The organism is Nonomuraea sp. NPDC048881 (assembly GCF_040649795.1).
GTDB lineage: Bacteria > Actinomycetota > Actinomycetes > Streptosporangiales > Streptosporangiaceae > Nonomuraea.
Genome location: NZ_JBEZGC010000009.1, coordinates 425696 through 449662 on the forward strand (window position 1 = coordinate 425696; position 23967 = coordinate 449662).

At 73.5% G+C, this 23967-nt stretch carries 22 protein-coding genes; 13 read left to right on the forward strand and 9 right to left on the reverse strand.

Translation table 11 applies throughout. The features are described 5' to 3' along the window. Positions 1-63: 63 nt before the first annotated feature. Together AB0C33_RS31625 and glnA (AB0C33_RS31630) are read left to right on the forward strand one after the other, a co-directional pair. Positions 64-1086, forward strand: a complete 1023-nt coding sequence (locus AB0C33_RS31625) for a hypothetical protein (RefSeq protein WP_358294197.1) — start codon at positions 64-66, stop codon at positions 1084-1086. A 95-nt stretch (positions 1087-1181) separates the two neighbouring features. Next, positions 1182-2606, forward strand: a complete 1425-nt coding sequence (glnA, locus tag AB0C33_RS31630; RefSeq protein WP_352323044.1) for a type I glutamate--ammonia ligase — start codon at positions 1182-1184, stop codon at positions 2604-2606. A gap of 76 nt (positions 2607-2682) precedes the next feature. Here the strand turns inward: glnA (AB0C33_RS31630) and AB0C33_RS31635 are convergent, their stop codons facing one another. Continuing rightward, positions 2683-3255, reverse strand: a complete 573-nt coding sequence (locus AB0C33_RS31635; protein ID WP_358294199.1) for a hypothetical protein — start codon at positions 3253-3255, stop codon at positions 2683-2685. Between the two features lie 143 nt (positions 3256-3398). On the opposite strand from AB0C33_RS31635, the gene AB0C33_RS31640 reads away from it, so the two are divergent. Then, positions 3399-3632 carry a hypothetical protein gene (locus AB0C33_RS31640; protein ID WP_352353417.1) on the forward strand — a complete coding sequence of 78 codons (234 nt, stop codon included), beginning with the start codon at positions 3399-3401 and terminating at the stop codon, positions 3630-3632. A 25-nt stretch (positions 3633-3657) separates the two neighbouring features. Here the strand turns inward: AB0C33_RS31640 and AB0C33_RS31645 are convergent, their stop codons facing one another. Together AB0C33_RS31645 and AB0C33_RS31650 are read right to left on the reverse strand one after the other, a co-directional pair. Further along, entirely contained in the window at positions 3658-4380 is a 723-nt protein-coding gene (locus AB0C33_RS31645; RefSeq protein WP_358294201.1) for a phenylalanine--tRNA ligase beta subunit-related protein, read from the reverse strand. Next, entirely contained in the window at positions 4377-5651 is a 1275-nt protein-coding gene (locus AB0C33_RS31650; protein ID WP_358294204.1) for an MFS transporter, read from the reverse strand. The genes AB0C33_RS31645 and AB0C33_RS31650 overlap by 4 nt, the downstream gene beginning before the upstream one ends. Positions 5652-5749: 98 nt before the next feature. Between AB0C33_RS31650 and AB0C33_RS31655 the strand changes: the two genes are divergently transcribed. Beyond that, on the forward strand, positions 5750-6562 hold the full coding sequence (locus AB0C33_RS31655; RefSeq protein WP_358294205.1) for a LysR family transcriptional regulator: 813 nt from the start codon (positions 5750-5752) through the stop codon (positions 6560-6562). A gap of 13 nt (positions 6563-6575) precedes the next feature. Here the strand turns inward: AB0C33_RS31655 and AB0C33_RS31660 are convergent, their stop codons facing one another. Beyond that, a complete protein-coding gene (locus AB0C33_RS31660; protein ID WP_358294206.1) occupies positions 6576-7619 on the reverse strand; it encodes a hypothetical protein in 1044 nt (347 codons plus the stop codon). Between the two features lie 33 nt (positions 7620-7652). Beyond that, the gene (locus AB0C33_RS31665; protein ID WP_358294207.1) at positions 7653-10574 is read right to left on the reverse strand and encodes a bifunctional [glutamine synthetase] adenylyltransferase/[glutamine synthetase]-adenylyl-L-tyrosine phosphorylase; all 2922 of its coding nucleotides are present in this window, start codon (positions 10572-10574) and stop codon (positions 7653-7655) included. A gap of 83 nt (positions 10575-10657) precedes the next feature. On the opposite strand from AB0C33_RS31665, the gene AB0C33_RS31670 reads away from it, so the two are divergent. Next, positions 10658-11221 (forward strand): HXXEE domain-containing protein, encoded by a 564-nt coding sequence (locus AB0C33_RS31670; protein ID WP_358294209.1) that lies wholly within the window; start codon positions 10658-10660, stop codon positions 11219-11221. Between the two features lie 41 nt (positions 11222-11262). On the opposite strand, the gene AB0C33_RS31675 is transcribed toward AB0C33_RS31670, so the two are convergent. Next, positions 11263-11949 (reverse strand): type 1 glutamine amidotransferase, encoded by a 687-nt coding sequence (locus tag AB0C33_RS31675; protein ID WP_358294211.1) that lies wholly within the window; start codon positions 11947-11949, stop codon positions 11263-11265. Positions 11950-12062: 113 nt separating this feature from the next. Between AB0C33_RS31675 and AB0C33_RS31680 the strand changes: the two genes are divergently transcribed. Beyond that, entirely contained in the window at positions 12063-12911 is an 849-nt protein-coding gene (locus AB0C33_RS31680) for an alpha/beta hydrolase (protein ID WP_358294212.1), read from the forward strand. 44 nt (positions 12912-12955) lie between these two features. Here AB0C33_RS31680 and AB0C33_RS31685 read toward each other — a convergent pair whose 3' ends face one another. Beyond that, positions 12956-13669: a hotdog fold domain-containing protein gene (locus AB0C33_RS31685; protein ID WP_358294213.1), complete on the reverse strand. Its 714-nt coding sequence runs from the start codon at positions 13667-13669 to the stop codon at positions 12956-12958. 445 nt (positions 13670-14114) lie between these two features. On the opposite strand from AB0C33_RS31685, the gene AB0C33_RS31690 reads away from it, so the two are divergent. Next, positions 14115-14708 (forward strand): ABC transporter ATP-binding protein, encoded by a 594-nt coding sequence (locus tag AB0C33_RS31690; protein WP_358294215.1) that lies wholly within the window; start codon positions 14115-14117, stop codon positions 14706-14708. A 43-nt stretch (positions 14709-14751) separates the two neighbouring features. Next, a complete protein-coding gene (locus tag AB0C33_RS31695) occupies positions 14752-15096 on the forward strand; it encodes a YciI family protein (protein WP_358294217.1) in 345 nt (114 codons plus the stop codon). Positions 15097-15122: 26 nt separating this feature from the next. Here the strand turns inward: AB0C33_RS31695 and glnA (AB0C33_RS31700) are convergent, their stop codons facing one another. Further along, complete coding sequence (gene glnA, locus AB0C33_RS31700) at positions 15123-16484, reverse strand: type I glutamate--ammonia ligase (protein WP_352353441.1); 1362 nt, start codon at positions 16482-16484, stop codon at positions 15123-15125. Positions 16485-16637: 153 nt separating this feature from the next. On the opposite strand from glnA (AB0C33_RS31700), the gene AB0C33_RS31705 reads away from it, so the two are divergent. Together AB0C33_RS31705 and AB0C33_RS31710 are read left to right on the forward strand one after the other, a co-directional pair. Next, positions 16638-17183 (forward strand): EF-hand domain-containing protein, encoded by a 546-nt coding sequence (locus AB0C33_RS31705; protein WP_358294219.1) that lies wholly within the window; start codon positions 16638-16640, stop codon positions 17181-17183. An 8-nt stretch (positions 17184-17191) separates the two neighbouring features. Continuing rightward, positions 17192-18172 carry a terpene synthase family protein gene (locus AB0C33_RS31710; RefSeq protein WP_358294221.1) on the forward strand — a complete coding sequence of 327 codons (981 nt, stop codon included), beginning with the start codon at positions 17192-17194 and terminating at the stop codon, positions 18170-18172. Between the two features lie 19 nt (positions 18173-18191). Here AB0C33_RS31710 and AB0C33_RS31715 read toward each other — a convergent pair whose 3' ends face one another. Beyond that, positions 18192-19157 (reverse strand): DUF5937 family protein, encoded by a 966-nt coding sequence (locus tag AB0C33_RS31715; RefSeq protein WP_358294223.1) that lies wholly within the window; start codon positions 19155-19157, stop codon positions 18192-18194. Positions 19158-19215: 58 nt separating this feature from the next. Between AB0C33_RS31715 and AB0C33_RS31720 the strand changes: the two genes are divergently transcribed. The 3 genes from AB0C33_RS31720 (at position 19216) to AB0C33_RS31730 (ending at position 23946) form a co-directional block, all read left to right on the forward strand. Continuing rightward, entirely contained in the window at positions 19216-20409 is a 1194-nt protein-coding gene (locus tag AB0C33_RS31720) for an MFS transporter (RefSeq protein ID WP_358294225.1), read from the forward strand. Between the two features lie 116 nt (positions 20410-20525). Next, entirely contained in the window at positions 20526-22406 is a 1881-nt protein-coding gene (locus tag AB0C33_RS31725) for an ATP-binding protein (protein ID WP_358294227.1), read from the forward strand. Between the two features lie 49 nt (positions 22407-22455). Next, positions 22456-23946: a BTAD domain-containing putative transcriptional regulator gene (locus AB0C33_RS31730; RefSeq protein WP_358294229.1), complete on the forward strand. Its 1491-nt coding sequence runs from the start codon at positions 22456-22458 to the stop codon at positions 23944-23946. Positions 23947-23967: the final 21 nt, after the last annotated feature.

The window sequence follows — 23967 nt, forward strand, 5'->3', positions numbered from 1 at the left end:
CCGGCCCCCGGGGCGGTCGGCATCGTGACCCAACCGCGCTCTGCCCTCGCCATCATGGTCGCCATGCCACACGGGGATGACCTTGACGCGCGCTTCAACGAGGTGGTCGCGCAGATCGACGAGGGCGAGCGCCGCAGGATGCGCTCGTCCGCCGCCAAGGGGGCCAAGGAGGGCGTCACGCGGCAACGCCCGCCACGCCCGCCGCGGCGGGACCGCTTACCCGCCGATCACGTGCGGGTCGACCACGGCCCGCGCCGGCTCGGGCGCATGTCGGTCGCCCTGATCGCGTTGTGCGCGATCGTGGGCGCCGCGGGGCTCGTGGTCACCTACCGCCCCGACCTGCTCGGCGGGAACCCCGGTCTGGGGGCCCTGTCCGTGCCCGCGAACCCCGTCGACGCGGACGACCCCTTCGCCGGCTCGCCCGCCGAGCGCTACGCCGACGGCGCCGCGGGCCTCGTGATGCCGGCGGCGAAGGCGCTGGGCGGCCTGTCGAAGGCGGAGGTGGCCGAGGGCCTGGAGCGCACCCGCGCCCTGCTGGCGGCGGCCCTGCTCGACCGCGAGACGCTGCTGGGCGGCAGGCCCAAGGCGTTCGCCGGGCTGCTCGACGCCGACCAGCGCGAGGAGTTCTACAAAGAGCTGGGCGGCAAGAAGTACGACAGCCGCGAGATGGTGCACAGCTTCGCCCCCGGCAGTGCCGAGCTCGCCACCGATGTGGTCAAGATCAACGGCATCGCCCGCCTCGGCACCTTCCGTGAGGACGGGCTGCACGGCGTCAAGGTCGACGTGAACTACCTGGCCGTCTACGCCGTGCGCCGCCCCGGCGTGCCGGCCACCACCATGCGGCTGGTCTCGCAGCTCACCGGCGAGGTGCAGCTCTACCGCTCGGACGGCAAGCCCGCCGTGTACGTGGACTGGGGCATGAGCAGCACCCCGGCCGACTGCGACATCGACGACGGGTTCGTCCACCCCGTCTACGAGGACGACCCGCCCGGTTCCGTCGCGCCGACGGGCCCGGCCACCGACCCCTACGACCTGGACGTCCGGCCGGATTTCGACGGAGGCTGCGACACGTCCCAGGGGACGTGACCCTGCGTAACACATGCGAAACAATCGAGACACCGTACGGAAACGGCCGCGACCTAGCGTCGGCATGATGGCCAGTCCCTCAGGGAGGTTCGAGAGTGTTCAACTCCGCCGACGACGTCCTGAAGTTCATCAGTGACGAAGGGGTGCAGTTCGTCGATGTCAGGTTCACCGACCTGCCGGGGACGACGCACCACTTCACCTTCCCGGTCGAGAACTTCGGCGCGAACGTCTTCACCGACGGGCTCATGTTCGACGGCTCGTCCATCCGCGGCTTCCAGGCGATCCACGAGTCGGACATGCTGCTGCTGCCCGATCCGTCCAGCGCGGTGCTCGACCCGTTCCGCCAGCACAAGACGCTCAACCTCAACTTCTTCGTGCACGACCCGCTGACCGGCGAGGCCTACAGCCGCGACCCGCGCAACGTGGCGCGCAAGGCCGAGGAGTACCTCAAGGGCACCGGCATCGCCGACACTGCCTACTTCGGCCCCGAGGCCGAGTTCTACATCTTCGACGACGTGCGCTTCGAGACGAAGGCGAACGCCGGCTACTACTACATCGACTCCATCGAGGGCGCCTGGAACACCGGCAAGCGGGCCGAGGGCGGCAACCTGGGCTACAAGCCGCGCTACAAGGGCGGCTACTTCCCGGTGCCGCCGATGGACCACTTCACCGACCTGCGCTCGGAGATGGTGCGCAACCTCATCGAGTGCGGCATCGACGTCGAGATGCAGCACCACGAGGTCGGCACGGCGGGCCAGGCGGAGATCGACTTCAGGTTCGGCACGCTGCTCAAGACGGCCGACAACCTGATGCTCTACAAGTACGTCATCAAGAGCACCGCTCTTGAGTACGGCCACACCGTCACGTTCATGCCCAAGCCGATCTTCGGTGACAACGGCTCCGGCATGCACTGCCACCAGTCGCTGTGGAAGGACGGCTCGCCGCTGTTCTACGACGAGGTCGGCTACGCGGGCCTGTCCGACACCGCCCGCTACTACATCGGCGGCCTGCTGCGGCACGCGCCGTCGCTGCTGGCCTTCACCAACCCGACGGTCAACTCCTACCACCGCCTGGTCCCGGGCTACGAGGCCCCGGTCAACCTGGTCTACTCCCAGCGCAACCGCTCGGCCTGCGTGCGCATCCCGATCACGGGGTCCAACCCGAAGGCCAAGCGCATCGAGTTCCGCGTGCCCGACCCGTCGTGCAACCCGTACTTCGCCTTCTCGGCGATGCTGATGGCGGGGATCGACGGCATCCGGAACAAGATCGAGCCGCCGGAGCCGGTCGACAAGGACCTGTACGAGCTGCCGCCGGAGGAGGCCCGCCAGGTGCCGCAGGTGCCCGGCTCGCTGCCCGAGGTGCTCGACGCGCTGGAGGCCGACCACGACTACCTGCTCGAAGGCGGCGTGTTCACGCCCGACCTGATCGAGACGTGGGTGTCGTACAAGCGGGAGAACGAGGTCGACCCGATCCGCCTGCGGCCGCACCCGCACGAGTTCGAGCTGTACTACGACGTGTGAGGCCGCGGTTCTCCCCTCGGGAGAACCCGGAACGAAGGGGGCCCGGCGCCGATGACGACGCCGGGCCCTTTCTCTCTCACTCCCGCGGAACCGAGCCGCCGCGCCCTTCGGGCCGGTCGATCGCCTTCCCCAGGAAGGTCGCCTGGGGTGCCTCTCCACCGCCGACGACGAGGCTTCGCCGAGCGGCCGCGTAGTACGCATCCCGCGCCTCGTCGACCCGGCGGACCGCCGGACCCCACGACTCCCAGTCGTCGGTGAGGCCTCGGGTGAAGTCGTTCAGCCGCTCGATCGCCCCGCGCCACGCGCGGGCCGCCTCCACGGTGGCCGCGTCGCCCAAGAGCAGGACGCCCTCCCACGTCCTGGTCCGGCGGTCCTCCGCCTCCGCGTAGAGCCGGCCGACCTCCTCGGCGTCGATCGGCTCGCTGCGCGCCCCCGGCCGCTTTCTCGCGGTCGCCCTGTGTGCCAGGACCGACAGGTCCTTGAGCGTGCCGGCGTACTGCATGTAGGCGTCGAGACGCTGGGCGTCCCATCGCGTCCGCAGCTCCCGGTTCCATCGAGCCCGGTCGGCCGCTCGGGTCGTGGCCAGCGTCGCCAGGGCGCCGACGACGACGCCAAGCAGCGCGGGCAGCTGGGCGAGCAACTGGCTCATGGGGAGAGCGTGGCAGCCGTTTCGCGGCCCCGCAACGGCCGGTTGGGAGGGCTCTGGCGGGGTTCGCCGAACGCGGTTACCTTGATCCCAGATCACGCAACCGGCCATCGGCCGAACGCGCCCGAAGGATCTGGAGGACCGTCATGAGGATCAGACGAGGGCTGTTAGCCGCGGTGCTGGCCGCCGGCGCGCTCTGTCTCGGTTCGACCCCGGCTCACGCCATCCCGCCGCCGCCGCCCGGTGGCGACCTCCTCGTCGTCTTCGCCTACTTCAACGGCGACCAGCTCGTCGGCCAGCGCTGGTTCGGCTGCGGCCAGCCCGCCGGCGAGTGGGGCGTCCTGTCGGGCACCCAGAAGGTCTACTTCACGCCCTGCTGAGCCGTGAGCGGGGACCGCCCCGTGGTCAGAAGTCGAAGCGGGGCGCCGACGCGGTGAGGATCTCCGACTTCGGCGACACCGGCCACAGGGCGGTCAGCTCGTCGTAGAGGGCCGTGGCCAGGCGTTCGACGTCCGCGCGGGCCGTCTCGTGCAGGGCCTCGGCCACGATGAGCACGTCGGCGGTGGTGTCGCGGACCGCCGACAGGCCGCTCTGCCGGTTGGTCCAGCGGCGCGCGTGCGCCTGGTCGTCCGCGTCGGCGAAGATCACTTCTCCGGCGGCCGGGTGCTCCGTCTCGCCGGAGAAGGTCAGGTACGTCTCCGCGCCCGAGGCGTACCGCACCTCGACGAAGCCGGAGACGCGGGAGACGTCGAACACCGCCACCGGCACGGCGAAGGCGATCGAGACCGCGTTGCACAGGTCGATCAGGGGATGCAGGCGCGGCAGTGCGCCCTCCTTCCTGAAGCGGCGCAGCAGCGACTCCGACGCGCACCGGTACTGCGTCGGCTTGAGCCCCATCCGGGTGAACGCGCGCCGCCACGCCTGGATCTCGGGCAGCTCGCTCTCGGGGGCGGCCCGCCGGGCGGCCAGGTCGCAGTAGCGGGCCACCTGGTCGTCGACGCGGGCGGCGGCGTCGACGCCCGCCACGTGGAGCGCGAAGGGCACCAGGTCGGGGAAGTCCCGCCAGATCTCCGCGGAATGCTGGAAACGCACTGTCACCTCGCCGGTCGTCTGACTCGTGCGCCTCACGATACTGCGGCGGCCTCCCGTCGTCCCCGCGCGGCATGCCGGGCGCGGGCGGCGGTCAGGGCGTAACAACCGAACGTCGCCGCCGTCAGGACGGCCGCGGCGAGCAGGGGCCGCCCGACGACGCCCAGCACCGCCACGCCGAGGGTGGCGCCGACCTGGCGGGAGGCGTTCAGCACGCCGCCCGCGGTGCCGGCCGTGCCCGCGGGGGCCGCGTTCACCATGCCCGCCATCAGCGCCGGGAACACGAACGACAGCCCGAACCCCATGACCACCAGCCAGGGCGCGAGCACGTCGGTGAACGCCACCCCCGCCAGGCCGGCCGCGAGGAGGGCGAGACCGCCCAGGATCGGCGGACGGGGGCCGTAACGGGCCACCAGGCGGCCGGTGAGCAGCGGGTTCACCGTCATGGGCAGGGTGAGCGGCAGGAAGGCGAGCCCGGCGGCGACCGGGGACAGGTGGCGGGTGTCCTGGAGGAGGAGGGTGAGCACGAACAGCGCGCCGGAGAAGGCGAAGTTGGCGACCGTCCCGGCCAGCAGCTCCGGCCAGGTGGCGGCGAGCAGGCCGCCGGGCAGGGCGGGGGCGTGGCTGCGGCGCTCCACCAGCACCAGCGCCACCAGGACGGCCACGGCCGGCGCGGCGGCGAGCGCGGAGGTGTCGATCAGGGCCTCGGCGACCAGGCCGAGCAGCACGCAGGCCAGGGCCTGGACCTGCCAGTCGATCCGCCGGGAGCCGCGCGGGGAGGCGACGTTCCGCATGATCAGCAGGCTGGCCACGGCGAAGGGCACGTTGACCAGGAAGACCGCGCGCCAGCCGGACAGTCCGACCAGGAGGCCGCCGAGCAGGGGGCCGGCGGCCAGCGCCGAGCCGGTGACGGCCGCCCACAGGCCGGTGGCGCGGGCGCGGGCGGCGGGCGCCGGGAACATCTCGGCGAGCAGCCCGAGCGAGCCGCCGGTGCACAGCGCCGCGGCCACGCCGAGCAGCGCGCGCAGCACGACCAGCACACCCAGGTCCGGCGCCGCCGCGCTGAGCAGCGACAGCGCGCCGAACAACGCCACCCCGGCCTTGAAGACGCGGGCCGCGCCGAACCGGTCGGCCACGGCGCCGGCAGTGAGCAGCGACGCGGCGAAGGCGACGGTGTAGGCGTTGACCGCCCACTGCTGCCCGGCCAGCGAGCCGCCGAGGGAGGCGCGCAGGTCCGGCAGCGCGATCGTCAGCACGGTCGTGTCGAGGATCACCAGGAAGTAGGCGAGGGAGAAACCGAACATTCGCATGCCCACAGCCTGGTCAAACGCCGCTTTCCCCCTCAACAGGCGGCGCCGTACGGGGCATTCGGGAAAACCTTATGCTGCTTTATATGGATTTGCGGCAGTTGAGGGTTTTTGTCGCCGTCGCGGGGGCGGGCACCGTCACCGGCGCGGCGAACGCGCTCGGCCTGGCCCCGGCGTCGGTGTCGGAGCAGGTGCGCAGGCTGGAGGGCAGCCTCGGCGTGCCGCTGTTCGAGCGCACGCCGCAGGGCATGCGGCTGACCGAGGCCGGCGCCGCGCTGCTCGGCCGCGCGCAGGGCCTGCTCGACCACGCCGAGGAGGTGCGCCGCGCGGTCACCGGCCGGCGCCGCCGGGTGCGCGTCGGCGCGCTGGAGATGCTGGCCGCCGCCCGGCTGCCGGCCGTGCTGCGCCGCCTGTCCGAACGCCGCCCCGACCTGGACGTGGACGTGCGCTCCCTGATGCGGCAGGACCTGCTGGCCCAGGTGGCCTCCGGCGACCTGGACGCGGCGCTCCTGCTCGACCTCGGCCCGCGGATCGGCGGCCTCGGGTTCACCCCGCCGCCCGGCATGGACTTCCTCGACGTCGGCGAGGTCGCGCTGTCGCTGGTCGCCGCGCCGGACGGCGAGCGGGAGCCGCTGCTGGTGAGCCCGCCCGGCTGCTCGATCCGGCTCGCGGCCGACCAGGCGTTCGGCCCGGACGTGCCGCGCAGGGAGCTGACCAGCATCGCCACCGCCCGCGAGTGGGCCAGGCAGGGCTTCGGGCAGGCCCTGCTGCCGGACTTCGCGCTGGGCGCCGACCTCGGCTCCGGCGCGTTGGTCGCGCTGGACTGCCGGGCGCCCGCGCTGGCCCTGCGCCTGGTCTGGCTGCGCGGGCGCGAGGAGTCGCTGCGCGACGTGCTGTACGCCATGAGCGCCTGATCCGGCGGCCTGCTCACTGGTCCTTGCGCCGGGCCTTGATGCCGGTGATGCGGCGGAACACGTCCCACCAGAAGGGGGCGCCGAACAGCAGGGCCACGTACGTCAGCAGGTAGCCGGGCCAGTGGCTGGGGGTGGTGAGCCGGCTCCACCAGGCGGCGCCGTTCCAGTGCAGCGTGGGGTCGCCCTCGGCCGGGATGGCGATGCTGACCAGCGCGTGCTGGAGCATCTGGACCATCGCGGGCTCGCTGAGCGTCTCGGTGATGCACGGCACGGGGTCGGACCCGCCGCACCGGGCCTTGAGCTCGTCGTAGGCCGCCGGGCCCGCCTCGGCCACGGCGGTCACCGAGGCGCGGAAGGCGTTGTCGCGCAGCAGCGTCTTGCCGTACTCAAGGCCGTCCATGGTGAACAGCAGCGTGACCAGGAGGCCGAGGACGGCCACCACCCACTTGACGTAGCGCTTGTACAACATCGACAGGCGTTCCATCTCGCCGTCGAACCAGGTCTCGACGCCCTGCCTGAACCGGTCGAGGTCGCGCTGCGCGGTCTCCCAGACGCCGCGCAGGTGGCCGTACAGGGGGCTGCCCATCTCCTTGAGCTTGGCCAGGAAGCCCTCGACGCCCTCGGGCTCGGCGGCCGCCATCTCCATCAGGGCGACGGCGAAGCGCCCCGGCGGGATGTTGGCGATGCTCGTCCGGCCCTTCGTCGGGTGGTCGATCTCCTGGACGCGTTCGTACAGCAGCCTGACCATGGCGTCCTGCGCCTTGGGCTCGGCGACCGGCAGCGTGCCGGGCTCGGCGGGGGCTGGCTGGTCGCTGTGGACCGGCCGGGGATCACGGGTGAACGGCAGCGCGGCGAACACGTCGCGCACCTTGGCGGGCAGCCACGACCTGCCCTGCGCGTCGGCGCCGTCGAGGGTGTCCCTGAGGTAGGCCCACAGGAACTTGCTGCGGATCGCGAGCAGGCGCACGAACGCCTCGTTGACCCCGCTCACCAGCAGTGAGAGCAGCAGGAACGACACCACCAGGCCGAGGGCCAGGTCCACGTAAACGGATAACACCTGCGCCTTGATACACCCGGCCCCGGACCGGGATCAACCCCCGTAGAAGACGCGCTCGACGACCTGGCGGGCGCGGCGGGTGACGCGGCGGTAGTCGTCGAGGAAGTCCTCCGAGCCGTCCGGCGGGTAGCCGAGCGTACGGGCGATGAGCCGGCGCTCCCCCGCCTCGGCCGGCACGCTGTCCCCCGGCCTGCCTCTGACCAGCATGATCGCGTCGCGGACCCGGGAGGCGAACCGCCACGCCTCGGCCAGCACGCGCTCGTCGGCCGGGTCCAGCAGCCCCTCGGCCGCCGCCGCGCGCAGCGCCCCGATGGTACGGGTGGTGCGCAGGGCCGGCACTTCGCCCGCGTGGCAGAGCTGGAGCAGCTGGGCCACCCACTCCACGTCCGAGAGCCCGCCGGGGCCGAGCTTGGTGTGCAGGGCGGGGTCGGCGCCGCGCGGCAGCCGCTCGGCCTCCATGCGCGCCTTGAGCCGCCTGATCTCCCTGATCGCGTCCTCGCGCAGCCCCCCGGCCGGGTAGCGCAGCTCGTCGATCACGGACGTGAACGCGGCGCCGAGCGAGGCGTCGCCGGCCGAGAAGCGGGCGCGCAGCAGCGCCTGCGCCTCCCACGGCGACGACCAGCGGGCGTAGTAGGCCCGGTAGGAGGCCAGCGTGCGCACCAGCGGCCCCTGACGGCCCTCGGGGCGCAGGTCGGGGTCGATGAGCAGCGGCGGGTCGGGCGCGGGCAGCGACAGCAGCCGGCGCAGCTCGTTGGCCACGGCGAAGGCGGCGTCGGTGGCCTCCCGCTCCTCCACGCCGGGCAGCGGCGAGTGCACGAACATCACGTCGGCGTCGCTGGCGTACGAGCACTCCATGCCGCCGAGCCGGCCCATGGCGATGACCGCGAACCTGGTCACGTCGGGGGCCTTGGCCAGCGCGGCGTCGAGCGCGGCCTGCAGGGTCACGTCGGTGAGCGACGACAGGGCCGTGCCGACGGCCTCGACGTCGAGGAGCCCCGAGATGTCGGCGACGGCCGTGCGGAACAGCTCCCTGCGGCGCAGCCCGCGCACGGCCGCCACCGCGGTCTCCGGGTCGCCGGCGTGCCGGGACACCGCGGCCGACGCCTCGCCGCGCAGCGACTCGGGCGGGCGCACGGCCAGCTCCGCGTCGGAGCCGAGCATCGCGACCGCGTCGGGGGCGTGCATGAGCAGTCCGGTGGCGTAACGGCCGGTGCCGAGCACCCGTGCCATGCGGGCGGCCACCGCCGTCTCGTCGCGCAGCAGCCGCAGGTACCAGGGGGTGCTGCCGAGCTTGTCGCTGACCTGGCGGAAGCCGAGCAGCGCCGCGTCGGGGTCGGGCGTGTCGGCGAACCAGCCGAGCATGACGGGCAGCAGCGTGCGCTGGATGGCCGCGCGCCTGGACACGCCCGTCGTCAGCGCGGCGATGTGCCGCAGGGCGCCGTTGGGATCGACGTAGCCGAGCGCCTCCAGCCGGGCCGCCGCCGCGGCCGTGGACAGCCGCGCCTCCGACTCCGGCAGCCGGGCCACCGCCTGGAGCAGCGGCCGGTAGAACAGCTTCTCGTGCAGCCGCCGCGCCTCCATGGCGTGCCGGCGCCACCGGGCGGTGAACTCCCCCACCGGGTCGGCCTGCATGCCGAGGGCGCGGCCGAGCCTGCGCAGGTCGGCCTCGTCGGTGGGCAGCAGGTGGGTCCGCCGCAGCCGGTGGAGCTGCAACAGGTGCTCGACCTGGCGCAGGAACGAGTACGCCTCGGCGAGCCCGCGCGAGTCGTCGCGGCCGACGTAGCCGCCGCGGGAGAGGGCGGCCAGGGCCGGGAGGGTGGCCCGGCGGCGCAGCAGCGGGTCGAGCCTGCCGTGCACGAGTTGCAGGAGCTGGACGGCGAACTCGATGTCGCGCAGCCCGCCGGGCCCCAGCTTGAGCTGCCGCTCCCCCTCAGCGCGCACGTGCGACTCGACGCGGCGGCGCATGGCCTGGACGTCCTCGACGAAGTGCTCGCGGGTGGCGGCCGTCCAGACCAGGTCGTTGACCGCCTGGACGTAGGACTCGCCGAGCTCCTGGTCGCCCGCCACCGGACGGGCCTTGAGCAGCGCCTGGAACTCCCAGGTCTTGGCCCAGCGGCGGTAGTAGGCCAGGTGGCTGGCCAGGGTGCGGACCAGCGGGCCGGACCGCCCCTCGGGGCGCAGGCCGGCGTCGACCTCCCACAGCGAGCCCTCCTGAGTGGCCGCCGTGCAGGCCCGCATCATGGCCTGGGCCAACCGGGTCGCCGACCGCAGCGCCTTGGTCTCGTCGGCGCCCTCGCGCGGCTCGGCGACGAAGATCACGTCGACGTCGCTGATGTAGTTGAGCTCGCGCGCGCCGCACTTGCCCATGCCGATGACGGCCAGGCGCGCCTCGGAGTCGTCGACCTCGGCGCGGGCGATCGCCAGGGCGGCCTCCAGCGCCGCGCCGGCCAGGTCGGACAGCTCGGCCATGACCTCCGGGAGCGTGGCCTGCCCGGTGAGGTCGCGGGCGGCCAGATGCATGAGCCGGCCCCGGTAGGCCACCCGCAGCGCCACCAGCGGGTCGGGGTCGCCGGCGCGCGGCTCGGGCTCGCCGGGCTCGGCGCCGACGGCTCGCAGCAGCGCGGCACGCGCCTCGCCCAGCTCGGGCTCGGCCAGCAGGGCCGTCTGCCCGGGATGGCGGACCAGGTGCTCGCCGAGCGCGGCGCTGACGCCGAGCACGGCGAACAGGCGCGCCCTGAGCCGCTCGTCCTCGCGCACGGCGGTCAGGACGGCCGGCTCGCGCTCGGCCAGGCGGGTCAGCGAGACCAGGGCCAGGTCGGGATCGGCCACGGCGACCAGGAACTCCAGGAGGTCGTCGAGGTCGGCCGGGGTGCGGTCGAGCAGCTGGGCGGCTCTGGCACCGTCGGCGAAGCCGAGCTTGGCCAGGCGTGCGGCGGTCGATTCGATCCTGGGCACCTGCTCATCTTGACAGGTGGCTTCCGGGAAGCCGTAGAGTACAACGCAACGTAGCGTTGTGTTTTGCTGAGGAGGGGGACGACATGAGCCGGATGCCCGCGGCGGTGACCTGGGGACTGCTGGCGGCCTGGGCCGTGCACGACGCCGAGGAGCTGGCGACCATGGCGGGATGGGCGCGGCGGGCCCGTCCCCGGCTGGAGCGGCTGTACCCGGGGGTGCCGTGGGAGCGGCTGGAGGTGTCGCAGGCGCGGGTGAACGTGGCGATCGGGCTGATGGGCGGCGTGGTGGCGGGGGCCTCGGCGCTGGGGGCGCGCAGCGGCGGGCGCAGCCCGGTGTTTCAGGCGGTGCTGGCCGGGTTCGGGCTGCACGGGGTCGTCCACCTGGCGCAGGCGGCCGCCACGCGGGGGTACACGCCGGGGGTGGCGACGGCGCCGCTGGTGGTGATCCCGTTCTCGGCGTGGGCGTGGCGGCGGTTGCGGCGGGCGGGGGTGGTGGCGGCGCCGGGGCGGTCGGCCGCGTTCGGGCTCGCGGCGCTGCCGCTGACGGTGGGGGGCGTGCACGCGATCGCCCACCTGCTCACCCGCCGCCGCGAGCGGGCCGCCGACCCCTCGGCCACGGACGGCCTCGGCCACGACCGCTGGTTCTGACCCGCGCCGGCGTCTGGCTCCTGGCCGCCCGGGCTGGGCTGTCAGACCGGGCGGGAGGCTCTGACGACCTGGGCGAACGCCTCCGCGACCGGGCGCCAGGTCGCGACCAGGGCGGGCTCGGCGGCCTTGACGGCGGCGTTCAGGTCCTCGGCCGCCGCCAGGTCCGACTCCGCCGTCCAGGAGGTGAAGATCTCCGGGGTGGCCTCGGGGTGGAACTGCACCGCCCAGGCGCGCTCGCCGACCCGGTAGGCCTGGTTCGGGTACTGGGCCCCGGTCATCAGCGGCACCGCGCCCTGCGGCAGCCGCGTCATGGCGTCCTGGTGGTACTGGATGGCGGTGGCCCGGGCCGGGACGCCGGACAGCAGCCGGTCGGAGGCGGCGGCGGGCAGCGCGACGACCTCGCACGCCCCCACCTCCAGGCCGTTCCCGCCGCGCTCGACCGTGCCGCCGAGCGCCATGGTGAGAAGCTGGGCGCCGAGGCAGATGCCGAGCGTGGGCGTGCCCTCCGCCACGGCGCGGCGCAGCAGGGCGCGGGTGGCGGGCTGCCAGGGGCTGCGCTCGTCCTCCCAGGCGGCCGCGGCGCCGCCGAGCACGATCAGGCCGTCGGCGGCCCGCTCCGGCACCGGCTCGCCCCGGTACGGCCGTACGACGTCGCAGGTCAGGCCCAGCCAGTCCGCCAGGTGGCCGAGCCCGGCGCCGGCCTCGTGCTCGATCACGGTGATGCGCATATCGGGTAATTTATCCGCATTTTTTGGTGAAAACGCCCTTACGCCCGCTGTGCGAAGTGCCCGCGCGACGGCCGGTGACTCCCGGCCCCGGACGGCGTCCCTAAGATCCGGCTATGAGATTCGACGAAGTGGACGGGCTCCGCGTCGCCACGTTCGGCACCGGCCCCCGCAAGGTCATCGCGGTCCACGGCATCAGCGCCTCGCTGATGGCCTGGGGCGCGGTCGGACGGCGGCTGCCCGAGGAGTGGTCGCTGATCGCGATGGACCTGCGCGGCCGTGGTCACAGCGCCTCCCTGCCCGGCCCGTACGGGCTGCCCCGGCACGCCGAGGACGTCCTGCGCGTCGCCGAGCACGTCGGCGCGGGCCCGGACGCGGTGCTGGCCGGCCATTCGATGGGCGCGTACGTGGCCGTGCTGGCCGGGGCCCGGCGCGACTTCGACCGGGTCGTCCTGGTGGACGGCGGCCTCCCCCTCCCCCTGCCCGAGGGCGAGGACCCCGACGCCGCGCTGGCGGCCACGCTCGGCCCCGCGCTGGCCCGGTTGCGCCGGACGTTCGCCTCGCCGGAGGAGTACGTGGACTTCTTCAAGGCCCACCCGGCCTTCGTCGGCCGCTGGAGCCCCGACGTGGAGGCGTACGTGCGCTACGACCTCGACGGCCCCGAGGGCGCGCTGCGCTCGCGGGCGGTCGGCGAGGCCGTGATGGCGGACGGGCGCTGGATGCGCACCGAGACCGCCGAGATCGGCGCCGCGCTGGCCGCGATCAAGGCTCCCACCTACCTGCTCAGGGCCCCGCGCGGCCTGCTGAACCAGGACATCGGCATGCTCCCCGACGAGGTCGCCCGCACCTGGACCGCCCGCGTGCCCGGCCTGCGCGACGAGGTCGTGCCCGACTGCAACCACTACACGATCCTGTTCGACGAGCAGCCGGTGACGACCGTCCTGGAACGGATCATCGGGGCATGAGAAAGGCCCCCGAGCCGAGCTCGGGGGCCGTTCGCAGAGGCAGGTCAGCGTGGAGCGATCCACGTGGCGCGGGCGGCGGCCACCAGGGTGCCGTCGTCCTCGTAGATGCCGCTCTCGCCGTACATCTTGCGGCCGTCGCGGCCGGTCGGACGGGCCACGACGGAGTAGCGGCCACCCGGCAGCACCGGGCCGTTGATCTGCACGACCAGGCGGCCGAGCAGGGCCGACTCGCCGGGGCCGAAGTGCGCCCAGCCGGTGATGCAGTCGAGCACCGCGCCCACGATCGAGGCGGGCACGCCGTCCTCGCCGCTCACCGTGAACGGCACCCGCCAGCCGGCGGCGACCAGGTCGGAGCCCTCCACCGGGCCGGGGAAGATGCGTAGGCCGTCGCCCGGCTCGCGCAGGCCGCAGGCGAAGCACTCGGCGAACGGGTGGGCCTTCAGGCCGACGAACCCGGCCTCGGCGCGGGCGGCGTCGGTGAACGGCACGAACCCGGGCCCGGTCAGGGTCTCGGCGACGGGGATGGCCTCGACCAGGACCTTGTCGCCGTCGGACAGCGAGACGCTGTTGGCGACGTGCTCCAGGCGGAGCTCGGTCTCCAGGGGCGTGGGCGCGTGCAGCGTGACCTCGACCGCTGATCGGCCGCCGTTCAGCGCCTCTGCCATGGTGCCCGCGATCCAGCCGCCGTTGGCGACTCCCACCGGGCCCCGGAAACGCTCGGGAACGGTCAACACGGTCTGCAGGGCAGCCGTCGTCATGCCACACCCTCCAATATCGCCCCAGAAGGCGAGAAGTCCGGAAATATCGTAAAGAGTAGGCCGATTTTACTGGACTCCCGGATTACCACGATGCTGGGGGTCCCTGAGCGACGGCCGACTCATGCCATAACGCCACAGGCGTGGCCGAAACTTCCCCGGCCGCCCCCGGCCGTCCCCTCCCAGGGTCGGCGCCGTCGATGGCACGGATGTGACTCGGGGGTGAGGAACAACGAAAATCGGCCCCAACCCGGAGCCGCATCTGTATCCGGGGTGAGACCGATCAAGGCGTCGGCAGTACCTTATCCCGTGATTTCCCCGCCCCGGGCCCATTCCCGGTGAATCCCGTCGGACCGTTCCGGCGGCCGGGCCCGCCCGCCGCCCGCCCCCGCGCCCTATGCTGGCGCGAACAGGGGTCGAAGCGAATCCGATCGGGCGGGGTGGGTCTGTGCAGCGGGCGACGTTACGCTTTCCGCCCGGGTCGCTGGTCGTGCTGACCGGGCTGCCCGGCGCCGGCAAGACCACGCTGCTGCGCCGCCTCTACGGCCTCCACGGCGCCGAGAGCGCGCCCGTCGCCGCCGACGCGGTCGTGGTGATCGACTCGGGGCAGTCCCGCCTGCGCTGGGACGGCCGGATCCTCTGGGCCCCCCGTCCGGTGCGCCGCGCCGTGGTGTTCGCCACCCACCTGAGCCGCATCAGCCGGGCGCTGGCCGGCGGTCGGGCGGTCCTCGCGCACAACCGGGGCTGCGCCACGTACGTGCTGAAGGGGTTCGCCTGGCTGGCCCGCAGGCAGCGGGCGAGCTTCCACCTGCTGCTGCTCGACGCGCCGCCGGAGGCGGCGGTCGCCGGGCAGCACGCCAGGGGCCGGGTGGTCGCGCCCCGCACGTTCGCCCGCCACCGCCGCCGCTGGGAGAGCCTGCTGGCGCGGGTGACCGGCGGCGACCCGGCCCCGGCCGTCAGCGCGCACGTGCTCACCCGCGCCGAGGCCGACCTGCTGACGCACATCGTCTTCGACAGCGCCGACCGCGCCCCCGCCGACTGACGGCGTCCGGGGGATGCGGACGCACGAGGAAGGACCACGCCCCATGAAGCAGTACCTGCTCACCCTGTTCGAGCCCGACGGCCCGCCGCCCGAGCCCGCGGTCCTGGAGCCGATCATGCGCGACATCGGCGCGGTCGAGACGGAGATGCGCGCGGCCGGCGTGTGGGTCTTCTCCGGCGGCCTGGCCCCGGCCGAGCAGGCGTCGGTGATCCGGATGCGCGCGGACGAGCCGTTCACCACCGACGGCCCCTACACCGAGGGCAAGGAGCACGTCGGCGGGTTCACCGTCATCCGGGCCCCCGACCTGGACGCCGCGCTGGAGTGGGGACGCCGACTCGCCCGCGCCGTGGGCGTGCTGCCGGTCGAGGTGCGCGAGTTCAAGGGCTGAACCGGGCGGGTCTCCCCCGCACGGCCTCACAACACCGGCAGGTAGCGGCCCAGCTCGAACTCGGTGACCGTACGGCGGTACTCGCGCCACTCGGCCCGCTTGTTGCGCAGGAAGAAGTCGAAGACGTGCTCGCCCAGCGTCTCGGCCACCAGCTCGCTGCGCTCCATGACGGCGATGGCCTCGTCGAGCGAGCCGGGCAGCGGCTGGATGCCCAGCGCCCGGCGCTCGGCGCTGGTCAGGGTCCAGACATTGTCCTCGGCCGCCGGCGGCAGCTCGTAGCCCTCCTCGATGCCCTTGAGCCCGGCGGCCAGCACCAGCGCGAAGGCCAGGTACGGGTTGCACGCCGAGTCGAGGGAGCGGAACTCGATGCGGGTCGAGCCGCCCTTGTGCGGCTTGTACATGGGCACCCGGACCAGCGCCGAGCGGTTGTTGTGCCCCCAGCACACGTAGGAGGGCGCCTCGCCGCCCTGCCCCGCGATGGCCTCGGCGCCGCCCCACAGCCGCTTGTAGGAGTTGACCCACTGGTTGGTGATGGCGGTGATCTCGGCGGCGTGCCGCAGCAGGCCCGCGATGAACGAGCGGCCGATCTTCGACAGCCGGTAGTCGGTGCCCGCCTCGTGGAAGGCGTTGCGGTCGCCCTCGAACAGCGACATGTGCGTGTGCATGCCCGAGCCGGGGTGCTCGGTGAACGGCTTGGGCATGAACGAGGCCCAGATGCCCTGCTCCAGGGCGACCTCCTTCATGATCAGCCGGAACGTCATGATGTTGTCGGCCGTGGTGAGCGCGTCGGCGTAGCGCAGGTCGATCTCCTGCTGGCCGGGGGCGCCCTCGTGGTGGCTGAACTCGACGGAGATGCCCATCGACTCCAGCATCATGATCGCCTGGCGCCGGAAGTCGTGGCCGGAGCTGTGGGGCGTGTGGTCGAAGTAGCCGCCGGAGTCGATCGGCTCGGGCCGCTGCCCGGCCTCGGGACGGTTCTTCAGCAGGAAGAACTCGATCTCGGGGTGGGTGTAGAAGGTGAAGCCCATGTCGGCGCACTTGGCGAGGGTGCGCTTGAGCACCCAGCGCGGGTCGGCGTGCGACGGGGTGCCGTCGGGCATCAGGATGTCGCAGAAGATGCGCGCCGCGCCCGGCGTCTCGCTGCGCCAGGGCAGGATCTGGAACGTCGAGGGGTCGGGCTTGGCCAGCATGTCGGACTCGTAGACGCGGGCGAAGCCCTCGATCGCCGAGCCGTCGAAGCCGATGCCCTCGGCGAAGGCGCCTTCCAGCTCGGCGGGCGCGATCGCGACGGACTTGAGGAAGCCGAGGACGTCGGTGAACCAGAGCCGGATGAACCGGATGTCGCGTTCCTCTAGCGTGCGGAGCACGAACTCCTGCTGGCGGTCCAAGGCGTCCCCTCGTTGAAGACGGTGCGGGTCTTGATATCAGCATGCCGTGCCCGTGTTTCGCACACGTTACGGGGGGTGCCGGTGCGAGCCTCACTGACAAAGGGGCCGCCCAGATCTACTGTGATCACGCAGTTAGTCTCGGGGGAGGCATTGGTGGCTATCGACCTGCTCAATCACAAGCTCGATCGGGCGTTCGACCACATCGACGCGAACGGCAACGGCGTCGTCGAACGGGAGGACCTGCTGGGGCTGGGCGCACGCCTGCTGGTGGGTTTCGGGGAGTCCCCCACCTCGGTCACCGGCAACCGGCTCGTCGGCAGCTTCGACGGCATCTGGTCGACGTTGTCGCGGGCGCTCGACCGCGACGGCGACTCCGGCATCGCGCGCACGGACTTCCGCGGCGGGATGACGGCGGCGTTCGTCACCGGCGACCGGTACGAGCCGGTGTTCCGGCCGGCGACGGTGGCGGTGGCCCAGCTCTGCGACGGCGACGGCGACGGCCTGATCCGGCCGGGCGAGTTCCGGACGATGCTCAGCGCGTTCGGCACCGCCTACGACGACGTGGACGCGGCGTTCGACCGGCTCGACCGGGAGGGCAGAGGCGCGCTCACCGTCGAGGAGCTGATCCGCGCGGCCGAGGACTACTACCGCAGCTCAGACCCGAACGCCGCGGGCAACTGGCTTTACGGTCCGCTGTGAACACGGCCGTGAGCACCACCGTGTTCGCCACGGTGCGCACCGCACTCCGCTCGGTCCTGCACTGGAAGCCGATGTTGCCGCTGCCGCGCAAGGGCGGCTCGCCCGCGCTGGCGCTGCTGCCGCTCGTCGAGCGGGTGCCGGCGATGGCTGCGCCCTGCCGGATGCACCCGGCCGTGTACGCCATCGAGGCCGCGGTCATCGACTGGGCCAGGCGGACGGGCCTGCGCGCCGACGCCGGGGTGGGCTTCCACCGGATGGCCGGGCGCGCGTTCGCCGAGTTCGACGCGGCCGCGGCGGCGCTGTTCGCCCAGTGGCTGACCTGGCTGTTCCACCTCGACGACGAGCTGGACGAGGGGTCGTGCCCGCTGGACATCTTCGGCGGCATGCTCAAGGGCGCGGCCCGGCACCCGCTGGAGGCCGCCTTCGCCGACCTGTGGCGGGTGACCAGCGCGCGGATGAGCGACCAGTGGCGGGCCCGCTTCGCGGTCAACCTGCGCCGCCAGGCCGACGCGTGCCGCACCGAGGCCGACAACCGGGCGGCCGGGCGCATGCCGACGCTGGAGGAGTACCCGGCCCTGCGCAGGGGCACCGTGGGCCCCTACCTGTACGACCTGGTGGAGCCGTGCCTGCGGGTCGAGGTGCCGGCCTGGGTGGTCCAGTGCGACCCGTGGCGGGAGCTGGTGGAGGCCTGCAGCGACGTCACGGCCTGGTGCAACGACGTGGCCTCGCGGCCCAAGGAGCGCGGCGACGTGCACAACCTGGTCGTGCTGGCGGTGCGGCAGCTCGGGCTGGGCGAGCGCGAGGCCGTCGCGTGGGTGCTCGACCGGATCGCCGGGCGCTGCCAGGACATGAACCGGGCGGCCAGGCGGCTGCCGCTCGACGACCTGCCGCCCAAGGCGGCCAGGGACGTCAGCAAGGTCGCCTGCGCCTACCTGGCCGCGCCGCGCGCCCACCTGGACTGGCTGCTGGAGTCGTCCCGGTACGCCTGACCCCCCGGAGGGGAGCCGGTCAGGGGGCGGCGCCGGCGAGCATGTCGCCGGCCGCCGTCCGGCGGTAGACGACCTGCTTGCCGAGGCGCAGGCCCACCGCCAGCCCGCCGTCGCTGAGCACCCCGAGGTGCTGGCTGACCGCGCCCGGGGTGAGCGACATCCGGGCGGCCAGCGCCGAGGTGGTGCTCGGCTCGGCCAGCGCGAGCAGGATCTGCGCCCGGCTGCGGCCGATGAGCGCGGCCAGCGCGCCGGGGGCGGGCGGCGGCCCCTGCTCCCACAGCGTGCCGACGCCGAGCACCGGATAGACGAGCATCGACTGGTACGGAGCCGACATCACGGCCACCGACGGCCAGTAGAACGCGCTCGGCACCAGCAGCAGCCCGTCGCCGTGCAGGCCGCCCGCGTGGCACCAGGGCCGGTCGATGAGCAGCCGCTCCCCCGTCCACTCCACGGCGGGGCCGAGCCCGGCGAACAGCTCCCTGGCCCCGCCCTGGGCGAGCTGGCGGGAGCGGCGCAGCACGTCGCGTTCGAGCAGCCCGTAGACGCGCGGCCAGAACTCCTCGAAGCAGGCCCGCCAGTACGTCTCCAGTGCCCCCGCCACCCGCGCCACGCCGGCCGCCGGGTCCGCCATGAACCGGTCGAGCAGCGCCCGGTCGGTGCCCGCGATGGTCGCGGCCTCCGTGCGGGCGCGTTCCGGCGGCGTGCCGCGGACCTGCTCCAGCTCGGCGGCGAAGTCGGGCAGCGGCGTCTGCGGGGGCGGGGTGATGAAGTCGGCCAGGTAGCCGGTCGGCGGCACCAGCGCGAACAGCTCGTCGAGGTCGAGCCCGGCCAGCCGGGGGCGCACGGCCTTGACCCAGGGCAGGTGGATCGACTGCCTGGAGGGGTCCTGAAGGGTGCGCAGACTCGCGACCAGCTCCCACATGGGCGAGAACGCGAACCGGATGCGCGCGACGTCCTCCGGCTTGAGGTCCCAGGTGACGGCCATGGTTTTAGTGTGCACTAAATCGATGGCGCCTCGGCCGTCCAGACCTGACCCTTGGTCCGTGTCTAGCACCGCTGTTGAGAAGCCTTCCTTCCTCCGTTCCCAGATCGGCGGACTGCCGCGGCCTTTCTGGGCCCTGTGGAGCGGCACCCTCGTCAACCGCCTGGGCACCCTGGTCATGCCGTTCACCGGCGTGTACCTGACCCACTCCCGCGGCATGTCGGTGACCGCCGTGGGCCTGGTCATGGGCGTCTACGGCGCGGGCTCGCTGCTGTCGCAGATCCTCGCCGGCGTGCTCACCGACCGGATCGGACGCCGGGTCACGCTGGCGGGCGGCATGCTGGCCACCGCGGCCACCATGCTGGCGCTCGGTTACAGCACCTCGCTGCCGGCGATCGTCGCCTCCATGTTCGTGCTCGGGCTGGTGATCGACATCTACCGGCCGGCGTCCAGCGCCCTGGTGGCCGACCTGGTGTCGCCGTCGGAGCGGGCCCGCGCGTACGGGTTGCTGTTCTGGGCGATCAACCTGGGTTACGCGGTCGGCATGACGGCCGGCGGCTGGCTGGCCAGCGTCGGGTTCGCCTGGTTGTTCTGGATCGACGCGGTCTCGTGCCTGGTCTTCGCCGCGCTCGTGTGGCGGGCGGTGCCGGAGACCCGGCCGGCGGCGCGCGAGTCGTCCGGCGGGTTCGGCGTCGTGCTGCGCGACCGGCTGATGGTGGCCTTCACGCTGGTCGTGCTCGGCAACGCGCTGGTCTACCTGCAGACCGTGACCATGCTGCCGGTCGCGATGACGTCGGTGGTGAAGCTGACGCCGGGGCAGTTCGGCCTGGCCATGGCGCTGAACGGGGTGCTGATCGTCGTCGTCCAGCCGCTGGTCTCCGGCTGGCTCGGGCGCAGGGACCCCTCCCGCACGTTCGCGCTCGGGCTGGCGGTCATGGGGGCCGGGTTCGCGCTGACGGCCTTCGTCACCACGACGTTCTGGCTGGCCGTCACGATCGCGGTGTGGACCGTCGGCGAGATCATCACCGCGGGCATCTCCGGGACGATCGTGGCCGCGCTGGCCCCCGAGCACCTGCGGGGGCGGTACTCGGGGCTGTTCGGCTTCGCCTGGTCGCTGGCCTCGGTGCTGGCGCCGCTGATGGGCGGCCCGCTGCTCGCGGCCGGGCCGAAGACGCTGTGGTTCGCCGTGGGCGGCGTCGCGCTGGTCTCGGCGGCCGGCATGCTGGCCCTCGGCCCGGCGATCCGGCGGCGCTGACGCCGGCCTGAGGTCCGGGGCGGCGCCCCACGGAATCCGCCGCCGTTGAGAGAATTTTGATCGGATGTTGGCTTCGTCCCGATAATTTCCTGCCGATCACGGAAGGAAATGGTGGGATGCGCCACGCAGTCTGGGCGCGCCGGGCGGTGACGAGGCTGGCCACTCCCCGCGTCGCGATCGGGATCGCCACGTTCGCCGTCGTGCTGGAGCTGGCCGACATCTGGGTGACCGCCCAGCTGCCGCCGTCGCCGTACACGCCGCTGCCGTTCGCGCCGGAGGACATGGCGGGCACGGCCTTCCCGGTGTTCGGCGCGATCCTCGTGCACAGCAGGCCGCGGCTGGTCATCGGCTGGCTGCTGTGCCTGGGCGGGGCGAGCGCCGCGGCCAACATCCTGTCGGCCAACCTCTACCAGCTGCTCGACGGACGGCCGGGGCCGCGCTGGCCGGTCGTCAACCTGACCTGGAACGTCTGCGAGCTGACCCTCGGCGTCCTGCTGCCGCTGCTGTACCCGGTGGGCAGGCTGCTGTCGCGGCGCTGGCGGGCGGTGATCGCGCTGGCGGTGGCCGGGCAGGCGCTGGACTGGGCCGGGCTGCTGACCGACCGGCCGGAGCTGCGCGAGGCCGGGCACGGCACGCTCTCGGCGAGCATGGTGCTGGCCTTCGCCTCGCTGGTCGTGCGCTTCCGGCGCGGCGACGCGGTCGAGCGGCGGCAGCTCCTGTGGCTGCTGGTGGCCCTGCCGGGCCTGCTGGTGCCCTGGATGCTCGGCGCGGACGTCTGGTGGGTGGCCTCGCTGGCCATTCCGCTGATCCCGGCGGCCATCGCCGTGGCGGTGCTGCGCTACCGGCTGTTCGGCATCGACACGCTGATCAGCAGGGCGCTGGTGGGCACCGGCCTGGCCATGGTGATCACCCTCGTGTACGTGGCGGTCAGCGCGGCGCTCAGCCTGTTCCTGTCGGAGGTGGACCGGATCGCCGGGATCCCGGCGGCCCTGTTCGCCGGGGCGTTCTTCCAGCCGATGCGCCGCGGCCTGCAACGCGGCGTGGACCGCCTGCTGTACGGCAGCACCGGTGTCCCCGGCACGCTGGCCCGGCGGCTGCGGCACCGGCTCCAGCACACCGACCCGGTGCACGGCCTGCTGGCCACGCTCGACGTGCTGCGCGAGGGCCTGTCGGTGACCGGCGTGGCGGTCGAGGCCGACGGCGCGGTCACCACGTCCGGCGTGGTGGGCGCGGCGGCCAGGACGGTCCCGCTGGTGTGGCACGGGGAGCCGGTCGGGCTGCTGCTGATCGGGCCGACGGACCGGCGCAGGTTCCCCGCGGCCCACGACGAGCGGGTGATCGCCACGATCACGCCGTACATCGCCGACGCCGCGCACGCCGTACGGCTGACGGCGGCGTTGCAGCGCTCGCGCGAGCGCATCCTGACCGCGCGGGAGGAGGAACGGCGGCGGCTGCGCCGCGACCTGCACGACGGGCTCGGCCAGTCGCTCACCGGCATGGCCATGTCGATCAACGCCGCCCGGCTGACCGTGCACAGCGCCCCCGAGCAGGCCGACCGGCTGCTGGCCGGGCTGCGCGCCGGCATGGACGCCGTGACCGGCGACATCCGGCAGCTCGTCTACGGCCTGCGCCCGCCCGCCCTGGACGAGCTGGGCCTGGCCGGCGCGATCGAGGAGCTGGCCGGGACGCCGATCGAGACGTCGGGCGAGCTGACCGGCCTGCCCGCCGCGGTCGAGGTCGCGGCCTACCGCATCGTGCAGGAGGCGCTCACCAACGCCCGCAAGCACGCCAGTGCCTCACGGATCACGGTGGCGCTGCGCCGCGACGACCGGCTGCGCGTCACGGTCGCCGACGACGGGATCGGCCTGCCGCCGGACGCGCGGCCCGGCGTCGGGCTGGGCTCGATGCGCGAACGGGCCGCCGAGCTCGGGGGCACCTGCGCCGTACGAGCGGGACCGGAAGGTGGCACGGTTGTCCACGCCGAACTCCCCCTGTGACAATTCGCCATATCCCCGGACGTGTTCTCCCTCTACGCTTACCCCTGACATGCTGACATTCACCGCACTGGGACCGTTCCACGCCTGGAGCGACGGCGTCCCCCTCGACCTCGGCGGCCAGCGGCAGCGGGCGGTGCTCGCCCGTCTGCTCGTGGCGGGCGGCCGGGCCGTGCCCGTGCACACCCTCATCGACGAGCTGTGGCCGGGCGATCCGCCCGCGCAGGCCCTGTCCACCATCCAGGGCTACGTCTCCCGGCTGCGGCGTGCGCTGGAGCCCGGCCGCGCGCCGCGCGAGGAGGCCGAGGTGCTGGTCTCGGCCGCGCCCGGCTACGCGCTGCGCGCCGCGCCCGAGCAGGTGGACTCGTGGCGGTTCGAGGGCCTGGTGAAGACCGAGGGGCCGCCGCCGCAGGTGTGGGCGGCCATGGAGAGCGCGCTCGGGTTGTGGCGCGGGCCGGCGCTGGCCGAGTTCGCCGAGCTGACCTGGGCGGCGACCGAGGCGGGCCGGCTGGAGGAGCTGCGGCTGATCGCGGTCGAGCGGCGCGCCGACGCCGGTCTCGCGCTCGGCCGCGCCACCTCCCTGGTCGCCGACCTGGAGGCGCACGCCTCGGCCCATCCGCTGCGCGAGGAGGCGTGGCGGCTGCTGGCCCTCGCGCTGTACCGGATGGGCCGCCAGGGCGACGCGCTGGCCGCGCTGCGCCGGGCCCGCGCGGTGTGGCGGGACGAGCTGGGGCTCGACCTGTCGGCCGGGCTGCGCCGGCTGGAGGCCGACATGCTGGCCCAGCGACTGGAGGAGCCGCCGCCCCCGCCGTCCTCAGCGCCGTCCCCGGCGTCGTCGTCCGCCGCGCCGGCCGCGGCCGCCGACGAGCGGGTGCTGCGCGTGCTGGTGGCCGACGACCAGGCGCTCGTACGGGCGGGGCTGCGCGCCATGCTCGACAGCGAGGACGGCGTCGCGCTGGCCGGCGAGGCCGCCAACGGCGAGGAGGCCATCGCGGGCGTGCGCGCGCACCGGCCGGACGTCGTGCTGCTCGACATCCAGATGCCGCACCTGGACGGCCTGGCCGCCGCCCGCCGGATCCTGGCCGGGGAACGCCCGCCCAAGGTCGTCATGATGACGACGTTCGGCAGCGACGAGAACCTGTACGCGGCGCTGCGCGCGGGCGTGAGCGGCTTCGTGCTGAAGACCTCGGCCCCCGAGCAGTTCCTGGCCGCCATCAGGGCGGCCGCCGTCGGGGACGCGCTCATCGACCCGGCGGTCACCACCCGGCTGATCTCGGCGTTCGCCGGCCGCACCGACCCGGCCTCGCCGCCGGCGCTGGCCGGGCTCTCCGACGCCCGGCTCGACGTGCTCAAACTCGTCGCGCGCGGGCTGACGAACCGGCAGATCGGCCAGACGCTCGCGCTGCCCGAGGAGGAGGTGTCGGCGCTGGTGAAGTCGCTGCTGGACCACCTGGGGCTGTTCGACCGGGCGCAGCTGGTGATGGCGGCCTACGAGTCCGGATTGGTCACTCCTGGCGACATGGGCCACTTTTCGTCGCTTTGACGATAAAAATCGGGTCGTACT